The organism is Streptomyces sp. Edi2 (assembly GCF_040253635.1).
Lineage (GTDB): Bacteria > Actinomycetota > Actinomycetes > Streptomycetales > Streptomycetaceae > Streptomyces.
In genome coordinates, this window is record NZ_JBEJGX010000003.1 from 3,150,319 (window position 1) to 3,163,719 (window position 13,401).

Genomic DNA, 13,401 nt, shown 5'->3' on the forward strand with positions numbered 1-13,401 from the left:
TGGGATAGCAAAGGTCGGGCTGAACCTATCGGCGCGACGGGGGTGCCACCAGCCCCTGGCGCCGTTCAGCGGATCATCCGAACGGCACACTGCCGGTATCGCCGAAGCCGCCGGTACCTCCGGACGACCCCTCGCCTGCCCTCGGACGGCGTATCCCCTGCCTCCGGACGGCGCCTCCGACACCTCCGGAGGCCATGCCGTCAGGGCCCTCCGGACCTCAGGCTCCGGGCCTCAGGCGTCAGGCCCTCACGGCCTCAGGCCCTCACGGCCTCAGCGCCTCAGGCAGCCAATTCCTCCTCCTCGCCCGTGAACGTGCGCCACAGCTCCGCGTAGCGGCCGTCGCGGGCCAGCAGTTGGGCATGGCTGCCGTCCTCGGCGATCCGTCCGCGGTCGAGGAGCACCACGCGGTCCGCGCGGGCCGCGGTGGTCAGGCGGTGGGCGACGATCAGGGTGGTGCGGCGGCGGACGGACGGGGCCTGGTCCGTCCGGGGGGAGCCGAGAGCCCGGGGGCTGCCGGTGGCCTGGTTGACGACGGCTTCGGTGGCCAGGTCCAGGGCGGCGGTGGCCTCGTCCAGCAACAGCACGTCCGGGTCGACGAGTTCGGCGCGGGCCAGCGCCAGCAGCTGGCGCTGGCCGGCCGAGAGGTTACGGCCGCGCTCGGCGATCTCGTGGAGGTAGCCGCCGTCGAGGGTCGCGACCATCGCATGGGCGCCGACGGCCCGCGCGGCGGCCTCCACCTCGGCGTCGGTGGCCTCCGGGCGGCCGTAGGCGATGGCGTCGCGGACGGTGCCGGCGAAGAGGTAGGACTCCTGGGGGACCACCCCCAGACGGCGGCGGTAGCCGGTCAGATCCAGCTCGCGCAGGTCGGTGCCGTCGATACGGACGGCACCCGCTGACGGGTCGTAGAACCGCGCGACCAGCTTGACCAGGGTGGACTTGCCGGCGCCGGTCTCACCGACGAAGGCCACGGTCTGGCCGGCCGGAATGGTCAGATCGATGCCGGCCAGGGCCGGCTCGTCGCCCTTGCCGTAGTGGAAGTGCACTGCGTCGAAGGCGATGTCGCCCCGCAGCGCGGGCACCTCGCGGGGCCGTTCGGGGGCCGGGGTGGTGGTCGGCTCGCGCAGCAGCTCCTGTATTCGTCCGAGGGAGACGGACGCCTGCTGGTAGCCGTCGAAGACCTGGGAGAGCTGCTGGACGGGGGCGAAGAACAGGTCGATGTAGAGCAGGTAGGCGACCAGCGCGCCGGTGGTGAGGGTGTGGGAGCCGACCCGGTCGGCGCCGACGATCAGCACCAGCGCCGCCGCCACGGACGACAGCAGCTGGACGAACGGGAAGTAGACGGATATCAGGAACTGGCCGCGGACCCGCGCCCGGCGGTAGGCGTCGCTGCGGGCGGCGAACCGCTGTGCGCCGCGCTCCTCGCGCCGGAACGCCTGGACGATCCGCAGTCCGGCCACGCTCTCCTGGAGGTCGCCGTTGACGACGCTGATCCGCTCGCGGGCCAGCTCGTACGCCTTCACGCTCTGCTTGCGGAAGAAGTACGTGCCGATGATCAGCGGGGGCAGGGTGGCGAAGACGACCAGGGCCAGCTGGAGGTCGATGGCCAGCAGCGCGACGAGTATGCCGAAGAAGGTGAGCATCGAGACCAGGGCGGTGACCAGGCCGGTCTGCAGGAACGTCGACAGCGCGTCCACGTCCGTGGTCATCCTGGTCATGATCTTGCCGGACAGTTCGCGCTCGTAGTAGTCCAGCCCGAGGCGCTGGAGCTGCGCGAAGATCTTGAGGCGAAGGGAGTAGAGGACCCGCTCACCGATCCGTCCGGTCATGCGGTTGCCGCCGATCTGCGCGGCCCATTGCGCCAGGACGACGAGCAGGGCGATCCCGGCGGCGGTCCAGACGCCGACCAGCGCCCCGCGCCGGACGCCCTCGTCGATGCCCTGCCGGATCAGGACCGGCAGCAGCAGCCCGGCCAGTGCGTCCAGGGCGACCAGCCCCAGCGCGAAGGCCAGCGGCCCGCCGAAGCCGTGCAGCAGCCGGCGCAGGCCGTAGGCGCGCTCGGGGCGCACGGCCTGCTCCTCGTCGACGTCCGGGGTCTCCGTGGCGGGCGGCAGGGCGGCGACCTGGGCGAGGAGTTCGGGGGTGGCAGGGAGTCCGGCCATCGCGGCGCCGATACCGGGCCCGGCCGCGGCGGCCGCGCGGGCCGCCATCCCGGCCCCGCCCGCCTCGGCCTCCTGCTCACGGCGCACCCACAGCTCGGGGGTGATGCTGCCGGCCGCCCCGGGCCGGTCTGCCGCACCGTCGCCCTCGGTCGCGGGCTCGGGCTCCGTCTCCGTCCCGGCCTCGGCCGCCGTCTCCCTCCCTGCCTCGATGCCGGCCTCGATCTCGATCCGGGCCGCGGGCTCGGTGGCGTCCGCTGACCGCTCCTGGGCCGGCAGCCGGCCGTCGGCGAACTCGCCGTCGAAGATCCCGGACGCCTCATCCGCCGGGTCCCAGCCGGTGCCGCCCAGCTCCTCCGGGTCGGCCAGCAGCCTGCGGTAGAGCGGGCAGCGGTCTTCCAGCTCCTCGGTGGTGCCGATGTCGATGAGCCGTCCGTCGTCCAGGACGGCGACGCGGTCCGCCAGCGCCAGGGTGGAGGCACGATGGGCGATGAGCAGCGTGGTCCGGCCCGCCATGACGCCGCGCAGCGCCTCGTGGATCTCGTGCTCGACCCGGGCGTCGACCGCCGAGGTCGCATCGTCCAGCACCAGCAGCCGGGGGTCGGTGAGGATGGCGCGGGCCAGGGCGACGCGCTGCCGCTGGCCGCCGGACAGGGTCAGCCCCTGCTCGCCGACCTTGGTGTCATAGCCCTGGGGCAGCTCCGATATGAAGCCGTCGGCCTGGGCGGCGCGGGCCGCGGTGCGCACCTGCTCGTCGGTGGCGTCCGGGTGCCCGTAGGCGATGTTGTCGCGTACGGAGTCGGAGAACAGGAAGCTGCTCTCGGGCACCAGGCCGATGGCGGCCCGCAGGGACGCCAGGGTCAGGTCGCGCACATCGTGGCCGCCCACCAGGACCCGGCCCGCCGAGACGTCGTAGAAGCGGGGCAGCAGCAGCGAGAGGGTGGATTTGCCGCTGCCGGACGTGCCGACCACGGCGACCGTCTCCCCCGCCTCGATGCGCAGCGAGAAGTCGTCGAGAACGGGTCGGAGGGGGCGGTCGGGACGGTCGTGGTGGTCGGAACGGTCGGAGCCAGGGCGGTCACCGGCGGCCGGGGTGTCCTCCGCGGGCCCGCCGCGGTGACCGTCGCCTCCGTCCTCTCCCTCGCTCACACCGTCGCCGCCGTGCGGCCGCGCGTAGCCGAAGGTCACCCCGTCGAAGACGACCGTGGCCGGGGCGTCGGCGGGCAGCTCGTGCGCATCGGGCCGCTCCTTGAGCGACGGCTCGGTGTCGATCAGTTCGTAGACCCGCTCCACACCGGCCCGCGCCTGCTGGCCGACGGTCAGCATCATCGCCAGCATCCGGACCGGTCCGACCAGCTGGGCGAGGTAGGTGGAGAAGGCGACGAAGGTGCCCAGGGTGACCTGGCCCTGGGTGGCCATCCAGCCGCCGAGGGCCAGCATCGCGACCTGGCCGAGCGCCGGTACGGCCTGCAGGGCGGGGGTGTAGCGGGCGTTGAGCCGGACCGTGCGCAGGCGCCCGGCGAACAGCCGGCGGCTGACCTCGCGCAGCTTGCCGGTCTCCTGCTCCTCCTGCCCGAAGCCCTTGACGACCCGCACGCCGGAGACCGCCCCGTCCACGACCCCGGCCACGGCAGCGGCCTGCCCCTGGGCGTACCAGGTGGCGGGGAAGAGGCGGGTGCGGCTGCGCTGGGCGATGAACCACAGGGCGGGGGCGACGGCCAGCGCGATGACGGTGAGCAGCGGCGAGAGCACCGCCATCACGACCAGCGAGATCAGGAAGAGCAGGACGTTCCCGATCATCATCGGGAGCATGAACAGCAGGCCCTGGATCAGCTGGAGGTCGCTGGTGGCGCGGCCGACGACCTGGCCGGTGCTCAGCTCGTCCTGCCGACGGCCGTCGAGCCGGGAGATCGCGCCGAACATCCGGGTCCGCAGGTCGTGCTGGGCGTCCAGGGCGAGCCGGCCGCCGTAGAAGCGGCGGATGTAGGTGAGGACGTAGACCGCGACCGCGGCGACGACCAGCAGGGCGGCCCAGGGGCCGAGGGCACGCTCGTGCTTGACGATGACATCGTCGATGATCAGCTTCGGGACGAGCGGGACCAGGGCCAGCACGGCCATCCCGGCGAGCGAGGAGCCGAGGGCGAGCAGCACGTCCTTTTTGTACTGCCAGCAGTCGCGGATCAGCCGCCGCGCCCAGCTCGCTCGTTGAGAATCCGTCCCCGCCACCCGATGCCTCCCGCGCCTCGACTCCTGACGCCTGACACCAACAATGCGGGGGGCGGATTTCATCCCGCCGCAACAATTCTCCGGGCCGGGCGGGGCATCCCGTACGCCTGCGCACGCGGGACGGCCCCCTCCCGGGGGGGGCCGGACACTGTTCCCACAGCGTCCGGGTGGTCCGGGAGGGGGCCGTCTCCAGCGCGGGGCCGTCTCCAGCGGAGACGTCTCCAGCAGGCCCGGCAACCGCCGAGCGGGCTACTTCACCCGCTGCACCGTGAGCTCCGAGATCCCCGGATGCGGCTTAGGCTTGCCGTCCTTCCCCTTGGCCTGGTCACCGTGCACCACGACCCGTACGTACCGGGCCGGCGTCTTTCCCGCGTATCCGGTCCCTGACCAGTGCTTCCCGTCCCGGGAGACCTGGACGTTGTAGGACGTGGGCCGGGTGGTGTTCCAGTGCGGGGTGATCTGCCCGACGCGGGTGGTGCGGCCGAGGTCGACGGTGAGGGTGCCGTCCGCGGAGTTGGGCACCCAGGCGGTGGTGCCGTTGCCGTCCACCGCGGCGGCCGCGTACAGACCGGGCTCCTCGGAGGTCGCCTTGGCGGACGTGCAGCGGGCCGCGTTCGAGGTCGCCGCCAGATCCGGGCGGCGGGTCTTCAGGACGGCCGGCACCCCCCGGCTGACGATCTTGTCGCCCTCCGGCGTCTCGATCCGCATCGGCGCACCGGCGGTCAGCCGCACGGTGGTCTGGTGGGCGCCGATCGCGATGTCATAGGTACGCCCCTGCCAGTGCAGGCCGCGCAGGGTGACGCCCTGGGACAGCTGGGGCGGCAGCATCGGGTCGAGGTGTACCGCGTTCTCCCGCAGGCGCAGCCCCGTCAGCCCGTGGGTGAAGGTCTGCAGGAAGCCGCCCTTGCCGGTGAGGAAGTCCTGTGCGGGCTTGCCGGCGTGCGGGTCCGAAGCTCCGGCCTTGTCGCCGCGTGCCTCGGAGAACTGGTTGAAGGGCCCGCGGACGAACGGCTGGATGGACCGCCTCAGGTAGGTGTACGTCGAGCAGCCGGGTTCACCGATCCCGGCCGCGTCGATGGCGTGCACCGAGTCCGTCATGGCCGGGCCGTCCGGGTCGGTGTGCCCGGCGTAGAAGTCCAGGGTGCGGGCCGCCTTGGCCTGCGACATCGGCCATTCCAGCGGGTACATCAGCAGCACGGTGTCGGCCTGCTTGATGGTCGTGCCCTTGTACCCGGCGTACTGCTCGAAGATCTTCTTCTTGCTGTCGTAGGGGATGCGCAGCTTATCGGCGATGGTGTTCCAGGAGGCCGGTGCCTTTTCACCGAGGATCGCGGCGACGCGGGTGGCGTGGCGCAGCGCGGTGGCGGCGCCGGCGTTGGTGAACACCCCGTCGTTGACGCCGTTGCTGTACTCGTCCGGTCCGGCGACGTTCTTGACGGAGTAGCTGCCGTCGGCGTTGTGGGTGGCCCGCGAGGCCCAGAATTCGGCGATGCCCTTGAGGACCGGCCAGCCACGGGACTTCAGCCAGGCGGTGTCCTTGGTGGCGAGGTAGTACTGCCAGGTGGCGAGGGAGATGTCGCCCATGAGGTGGTTCTGGGTCTTGCAGTGCGGCGGGTCCCAGCTGTGGCACTCGTTCCACAGATCGCCCTTGCTGCCGCTGGTCCAGGGGTAGAACAGCCCCTTGTAGCCCAGCTTCTCGGCGTTGGCGCGGGCCCCGGCCCGGGTCTTGTAGCGGTAGTCGACGATCGACTTGGCGAGTTCGGGGTGGGCGGCGAGCAGGCCCGGGTACATCCAGGTCTCGGCGTCCCAGAAGACCTCACCGGCGTAGTTGTCGCTGGTCAGGCCGGTGGGACCGATGCTGTTGTCACTGCCGGCGCGGGTGGAGGACAGCAGTCCGTACTGCGCCGAGCGCACCCAGGACTGCAGATCGCGCTTGCCCCGCACCTCGATGTCGCTGCGCCACAGCCGCTTCCAGGCGGCGGCGTGCCGGGCGAAGAGGGCGTCCCAGCCGCGGCCGGCGGCCCGGCGCGAGGCCGCGTCGGCGGCGGCGCGCGGGGAGCGGGAGGTGAGTGCGGTGTCCACGCCGACGTACTTGGTCAGCTCGTACGAGCGGCCGCTGCGGACCGGGAAGGAGACCCGCTGCCGGTTGCTGAGCTTGTCCGCCCGCGGCGCCGGTCCGGGGCGGCCCGCGCGCACCCCGGGGCCGGTGCGCAGGGTCGAGGCCACTGCGCCCTCGGTCTTCGTCCCGTCCGTGCGGAACCCGACGTCCATGGTGCGGCCGGACTCCTGGCCGCCGCCGGATTCCTTGCCGCCGGATTCCTTACCGACAGTGCCCTGGCCGCCGGATTCCTTGCCACCGGTGTCCTTGCCGGCAGTGCCCTGGCCGCCGCCGGACCCGGTGCCGGACGCCGTCATCCGGCGGGCGCCACGGCCGTCGAGGCGGTCGGTGACGGCGGCGTCGCCGCTCCAGTGGGGCGTCATCCGCAGGCGTACGGCGCCGGTGTGGGCGTCGTTGCGGTCGGTGAGCACGTCGTAGACCAGGTCGGTGACACGGCCGTCGGCGGCCGTCCAGGTCAGCGAGGTGCGGACGAATCCGCAGCGCAGCGAGAGCGTCTGGCGGTAGTGCGAGATCCGGCCGGGTGCGGTGGCGGAGGAGAAGGTGTCGGGGTGCGCGCCGCCGGCGCTGACATCGAGGGTGGTCCAGGTGGGGAGGGCGGCGATGGCCTGCCGGCCCTTCACGCTCTTGGGTCCCTCGGCGTACAGGCCGGAGACGAAGGAACCGTCGTACTCCGGCGTCTTCAGCGGCCAGCCGGTCGTGCCGCCGGGCGCGGCGTAGCCGGTGCCGTTGGGCGGCACCCGCTGTCCGAGGTAGCCGTTGCCGACGAAGGCGTGATGGCTGTCCTTGGGGTCGATCTTGCTGCTGGTGGCGGTCCAGCCGTCGCTGCCGTCGCCCTTCATGCAGGGGCCCTGGGCGCCGCCGGCCCGCTGTGGTGCGGGCGCCGGTGCGGAGGCGGAGGCCGAGACGGGCGCGAGGATCGCGACCAGGGCCGTGGCGAGCAGTGGGGCGACCAGCCTGCGGGAGCGGGGCGCCACCGGCCGGGATGGTTGCCCGGCCGCGGGAGAGTGCTCCGCCGGGGGCTGCGGGGGCGGGTCCACGGGGTGCTGTGCCGAATGTTCCATGGTTCTCCGTCGTATGTGCGCGCCCGTGCCGCATTACCGCGGCACGGACATCACCTTGAACATCATCAGGCCCCCGCCTGCACGGCACCCTAGGCCGGTTCCCCCGTTCGGGTCACGGCCTTCCGGCCACGAAATTGTCCGGACGCCCCCGTAGCACCACCCCCATGGATCACGCGGACCCTGACTGCGGCTACACTTTTAGACTGACCAGTCAGATCAAAAGGGGAGGGGTGTTTGTGAACACCACCCGCCAGGGGGCGGCGGTCGACGCCAGGGGGATCGGAGTGGAGGGCCCGAGAGGGTGGGCCTTCCAGGGCATCGACATCTCCGCACAACCGGGCACCCTGATCGCGGTCGAGGGCTCGTCGGGCTCCGGCCGCACCTGTCTGCTGCTGGCCCTCACCGGCCGGATGCGGATCACCGAGGGCACGGCGACGGTCGCCGGGCTCCCGCTGCCCCAGCGGATGGGTACGGTGCGCAGCCGTAGCGCCATCGCCCACGTACCGGGCGTCGTCGACCTCGAACCGGCCCTCACGGTCGGCGAACACCTCAGGGAGCAGGCCCTGCTGGGCCACCGCTTCCAGGGCCTCGGTGCCTCGCTCCCTTGGGGCAAGCGCCACAAGGAGGCCACCCGGGCCCGGGTCGACGCCGCCCTCGCTGCCGTCCGGCTCGACCCCGCCACCCTGCCCAAGGGGCTGCGGACGGCCGTACGCGATCTGGAGCGGATCGAGGCGCTGCGGCTCTCCGTCGCGCTCGGGATCATGCACGGCCCGCAGTTGCTGGCCGTCGACGATGTGGACCTCAAGCTCTCCGAGGCCGAACGCGCCCAGGCCTGGCAGATGTTGCGGGACCTCGCGCTGGAGGGCACCACCGTCGTGGCGGCCGGCAGCGACGCACCGGCGGACACCCTGACCGTCCGCACCACGCGGGCCAAGCCCGCAGCCGCCACCCCCGCCCCCGTCAAGGACGAGCCCTCCAGCCCCGTCGAGGACGAACCCTCCGCCCCCGTCAAGGACGCACCCCGCACCGCCGAGCAGGACGAGCACCGGGCTCCCGTCCAGGACGCGCCCCACACCACCGAGGAGGAAGCAGCGCATGCGTTCGCCGAGACTGGCCGCGCTTGAGCTCAAGCGGTTCGGCAGGGGAAAGCTTCCCCGCCTGGGCCTGGTCGCCCTGATGCTGATCCCGCTGCTCTACGGGGCCCTGTACCTGTGCTCCTTCTGGGACCCCTACAGCCGCCTGGACAAGATCCCGGTGGCCCTCGTCAACGAGGACCAGGGCGCCACCACCGGCGGCAAGAAGATCACCGCGGGCGACGACCTGTCCGAGAACCTCAAGGACAGCAAGAAGTTCCACTGGGAGGACGTCAGCTCCGCGGACGCCGCCAAGGGCGTCGAGAACGGCACGTACTACCTCTCGCTGACCGTCCCCGGGGACTTCAGCAAGCGGATCGTCTCCAGCTCCGGTGACACCCCGCAGACCGGCGCGCTCAAGGTCCGTACGAACGACGCCAACAACTACGTCGTCGGCTCGATCTCCAAGACGGTCTTCTCCGAGGTCCGCGCGAAGACCTCGGCCACCTCGGCGCGGGCCATGCTCGACAAGATCTTCATCTCGTTCTCCGATCTGCACGACAAGACCGCCGAGGCGGCGGACGGGGCCGGGAAGGTGGACAAGGGGGTCGGCTCGGCCAAGAAGGGCTCCGGTGACCTCGCGAACGGCCTCGGCAAGCTCAACGACGGCGCCGGCAAGGTCAGTCAGGGCGCCGGTGACCTGAGCAAGGGCGCCGCGACGGCCGTCGCCAAGGCCCGGCAGCTCAGCGCGGGCGCGGGCCAGGTCGCCGACGGCACCCAGCAGCTCGCCGAGAAGGTCCACGGCCTGGCCAAGAAGGACCTGCCCTACCTGCGCGAACACGGCAAGGAGATCGGTGCGGGCGCGGCTTTCGTCGCCCACGCCACCGAGACCCTCGACGACGTCCTCGACACCCTGCCGGGCGACTCCGCCAAGGCCGCCACCCAGGCCCGCAAGAACGCCGACAACGCCGCGGAGATCTACCAGGAGCGCTGTGGCGCGCTGCTGGACACCGACCCCGACTGCACCAAATTGAAGGCGCTCGCGGACGGCAGCAAGGTGGCCGCCGACGCGGCGGAGAAGGTCAACGACGCCGTCGCCGGGGCGGACTTCGGGCCGATCCGCAGCAAGCTGCACGAGGTGCACCAGGGCGCGGAGATGGTCGCCGAGCAGGCACCGGGTATCGGGCAGCGCGCGGACACCGCGATCCGTCAGATCAACCAGCTCAACGCCGGTGCCCACAAGGTCTCCCAGGGCGCGGGCCTGTTCGCCGACGGCATCGGCACCCTCGCCGACGGCGCGGGCAAGGTCGCCGACGGCGCCGGCAAGGTCCACACCGGCGTCGGCGACGCCAAGGACGGCGCGGTCAAGCTCACCGGCGGCCTCTTCAAGCTCAAGGACGGCACCAACCAGCTGGCCGACGGGCTGCACGACGGCGTCGCCAAGATCCCGGACTACAACAAGAAGGACCGCGACGCCCGCACCGAGGTGATGTCCGACCCGGTCGAGCTGGCCGCCAAGTCGATGCACAAGGCGCCCAACTACGGCACCGGCCTGGCGCCGTACTTCATCCCGCTCTCCCTCTGGGTCGGCGCGATGGTCGCGTTCATGCTGCTCCAGCCGCTGGGCAAACGCGCACTGGCCGCGGGCGCCCCGGGCTGGCGGATCGCCCTCGGCTCCTGGCTGCCGGCCTACGCCATCGGCGTGGTGCAGGTACTGGCCCTGATGGCCGTCCTGCACTGGGGCCTCGGCCTGGAGATGGCCCGCTCGGCCGGCACCGTCGGCTTCCTGCTGCTGGCCACGGCCTGCTTCACGGCCATCATCCAGCTGCTGGGCGCGTTCTTCGGCCCGGCCGGCCGGGTGCTGACCCTGGTCGTGCTGATGCTCCAGCTGACCTCGGCGGGCGGCACCTACCCGGTGCAGACCAGCCCCGGGTTCTTCGCCGCCATCCACCCGTTCCTGCCGATGAGTTACGTGGTCGACGGTCTGCGCCGGCTGATCACCGGTGGTGACCTCGCCATCGTCCAGCAGGGCTGTGTGGTCCTGGTGGTCTTCACCGTCGGCGCGCTGGCGCTCACCGCCCTCGCGGCGCGCAGCCGGCAGGTCGTACGGATGAAGGACCTGCACCCGGAACTCAGCCTGTGAGCGTGCTCCCGGGGCCCCGGGGCGGTGCCGTCGACGGCACCGCCCCGGGGGCTTCCCCCGTCACCCGCCGCACCTCGACGCGCCGCCGGCTCTTCGACGCCGCCGTGACCCTCATCGCGGAACAGGGCTTCTCCGCCACCACCGTCGACGAGATCGCCGACCGGGCCGGCGTCGCCAAGGGCACCGTCTACTACAACTTCGCCAGCAAGAACGTCCTCTACGAGGAGCTGCTGCGGGACGGCATCGACCTGCTCGCCGACTCGCTGCGCCGGGCCGCCGACACCACGGCCGCCCGCGGCGGCACCCGGGTCGACGCCCTGGACGCCATGATCCGCGCGGGCCTGGACTTCATCGCCTGCTCCCCCGCCCTCATCCAGCTCTACGTCGCCGAACTGTGGCGCACCAACCGCACCTGGCGCGACACCCTCACCTCGGTACGCGGCCGCGCCCAGTCCGTCGTCGAGTCCGTCCTGCGCGACGCCGTGGAGACCGGCGAACTCTCCGACGAGCTCGACATCCCCCTCACCGCCTCCGCGCTCCTGGGCATGGTCCTGGTGGCCGCCCTGGACTGGCAGTCCTTCCAGCCGGACCGCTCCGTAGAGGACGTGCATGCGGCGCTGTCGCGGCTGCTGCAGGGGCGGGTGGGGGCCGGCGCGCGGTAGGGCGCTCCCGCCCCGCGGCACGGCTGCCGCACGAAGGCCGGCCCGGTCGTGGACAGGTGTCCACGACCGGGCCGGCCTCACGCATACCGCTCTCACACATAGCGGCTCAGCCGGCCGGTGACCGGGCGGGGGGTCAGGGTTCGACGACTCCCGCGTGCGCGCTGGACGGCGACAGGATGGCTGTCGGGGTGGTCGCTCCGGCGAAGGAGGCGTCGTAGCCACCGTTGGCGAGGATGTACACCAGGATGACCGTCTCGTTGAACCGGGCGACGCCCTGGGCGTCGGTGACCGCGGTGCCCATGAGGTTGCCGCCGACGCTGAACACGATGGTCTGGCCGGGCACGGGCAGACCGGTGGCCTGGTCGGTCAGCGTGGCGGTCAGGAACGGGAAGTACACGTGCGGCGGGAACAGCTTCGACAGCGCCGGGGTCGCGGTCAGCGTGGTGGCGTGGACGGGGAGCAGGTAGGTGAAGCCACCCACCAGCGTGGCGCTGCCACCGGGCGTGGTGACGGTGACGTCCGCGGGACCGGCCGCGCCGGGCGGGGTGACGAAGGTGAGCTGGGTGCCGGTTGCGTTGACGGTCACCCCGGTGGCGGGGTTGCCGCCGACGTCGACACTCGCCCCGGTCAGGTTGGTGCCGGTGATCGTCACCATCGTGCCGCCCGCGATGGGCCCTTGGTTGGGGACGATGCTGGTCAGTGTCGGGTCGAATTGGATGACGCTGACGTTGTTCCCGTTGATGTTGCTGACGTAGACCTTGTTGTTGGGGGCGACCGTCACGGCGATCGGTCCGGCGCCGACGGGGATCGGGGCGCCGACGACGGTGTTGGTGGCGGTGTCGAACACCGTCACGTTGTTCGCCGCCCGGTTGGAGGTGTAGGCCATCCCGTCGGCGCCGACCGCGATTCCCCACGGCTGGTTGCCGACGGCGATCGGGGCGCCGACGACGGTGTTGCTGATGGTGTTGATCACCGTCACGGTGTTCGACCCGATGTTGGCGACGTAGGCGTTGCCGTTGGGGGCGATCGCCACGAAGTTCGGCTGGGCGCCGACGGGGATCGGGGCGCCGATGACGGTGTTGGTGGCGGTGTTGATCACCGTCACGGTGTTCGATCCCCGGTTGGTGACGTAGGCGTTGCCGTTGGGGGCGACCGCGATCCCGACCGGCTGGGCGCCGACGGCGATCGGGGCCCCGACGACGGTGTTGGTGGTGGTGTCGATCACCGTCACGGTGTTCGCGGCGAAGTTGGTGACGTAGACGCGTCCGCCGGGGACGGCCGCCACCACGGCCGGCTGGTTGCCGACGGCGATCGGGGCGCCGATGACGGTGTTGGTGGTGGTGTCGATCACGGACACCGTGTTCGACCCGCTGTTGGGGACGTAGGCGTTGCCGTTGGGGGCGACCGTCAGCCAGACCGGCGTACCGCCGACGCCGATCGGGCCGCCGATGACGGTGTCCGTGGTGGTGTTGATCGCCGACACGTTGGCCGACCCGGAGTTGGCGACGTAGAGGTCGCTGCTGGGGGCGATCGCCAGCCCGACCGGGTTGTTGCCGACGGGGATCGACGTGACGGCAAGGAAGAGGTGCGCCGGGGCTGCCGCCCGGCTCATCTCTCCCGCCCCGGCGGCCGACGGCACCTGGCCGGGGAGGAGAGCTGTCGCCAGCAGTTCCTGCAGCGGTGACTGAACGCTAGTACTCATGTGGACCCCTTCGATGGGGGCCACCCCGGACCTGGCACCCCCGGGCGGGGAGCGGCACACGTCCGTCGGTCCCTGTCCGGGGCACCACAACCACCACGACAGACCGCAGGTTCACCACAACACGGCGGGCTGCGCACCCCGAGGAGGGATGGGCAGCCCGTTTGGTTCGGTAGGGGCTGCATGCCCACCCGGCAAGGCGGCGAAACCTCCAGGGGCTCAGTGGAGATGTCAGGGCCCGGTGGAGACTTCAGAGTCCGGC

General features: G+C 71.9%; 6 protein-coding genes. 3 read left to right on the top strand and 3 right to left on the bottom strand.

The features are described 5' to 3' along the window. Positions 1-278 precede the first annotated feature (278 nt). Positions 279-4,382, bottom strand: coding sequence for an ABC transporter ATP-binding protein (locus ABR737_RS17195; protein WP_350251047.1), 4,104 nt, complete (start codon positions 4,380-4,382; stop codon positions 279-281). Between the two features lie 249 nt (positions 4,383-4,631). After that, positions 4,632-7,562, bottom strand: coding sequence for a discoidin domain-containing protein (locus tag ABR737_RS17200; RefSeq protein WP_350251048.1), 2,931 nt, complete (start codon positions 7,560-7,562; stop codon positions 4,632-4,634). 236 nt (positions 7,563-7,798) lie between these two features. Between ABR737_RS17200 and ABR737_RS17205 the strand changes: the two genes are divergently transcribed. The 3 genes from ABR737_RS17205 to ABR737_RS17215 are packed head-to-tail and all read left to right on the top strand — an operon-like array spanning position 7,799 to position 11,440. Then, positions 7,799-8,686 carry an ATP-binding cassette domain-containing protein gene (locus ABR737_RS17205; RefSeq protein ID WP_350251049.1) on the top strand — a complete coding sequence of 296 codons (888 nt, stop codon included), beginning with the start codon at positions 7,799-7,801 and terminating at the stop codon, positions 8,684-8,686. After that, positions 8,658-10,778 (top strand): YhgE/Pip family protein, encoded by a 2,121-nt coding sequence (locus ABR737_RS17210; protein ID WP_350251050.1) that lies wholly within the window; start codon positions 8,658-8,660, stop codon positions 10,776-10,778. Before ABR737_RS17205 ends, ABR737_RS17210 begins: the two co-directional genes overlap by 29 nt. 2 nt (positions 10,779-10,780) lie before the next feature. Continuing rightward, positions 10,781-11,440 (top strand): TetR/AcrR family transcriptional regulator, encoded by a 660-nt coding sequence (locus ABR737_RS17215; protein WP_328386710.1) that lies wholly within the window; start codon positions 10,781-10,783, stop codon positions 11,438-11,440. 133 nt (positions 11,441-11,573) lie between these two features. Here ABR737_RS17215 and ABR737_RS17220 read toward each other — a convergent pair whose 3' ends face one another. Beyond that, positions 11,574-13,142, bottom strand: coding sequence for an IPT/TIG domain-containing protein (locus tag ABR737_RS17220; RefSeq protein ID WP_350251051.1), 1,569 nt, complete (start codon positions 13,140-13,142; stop codon positions 11,574-11,576). Positions 13,143-13,401 lie beyond the last annotated feature (259 nt).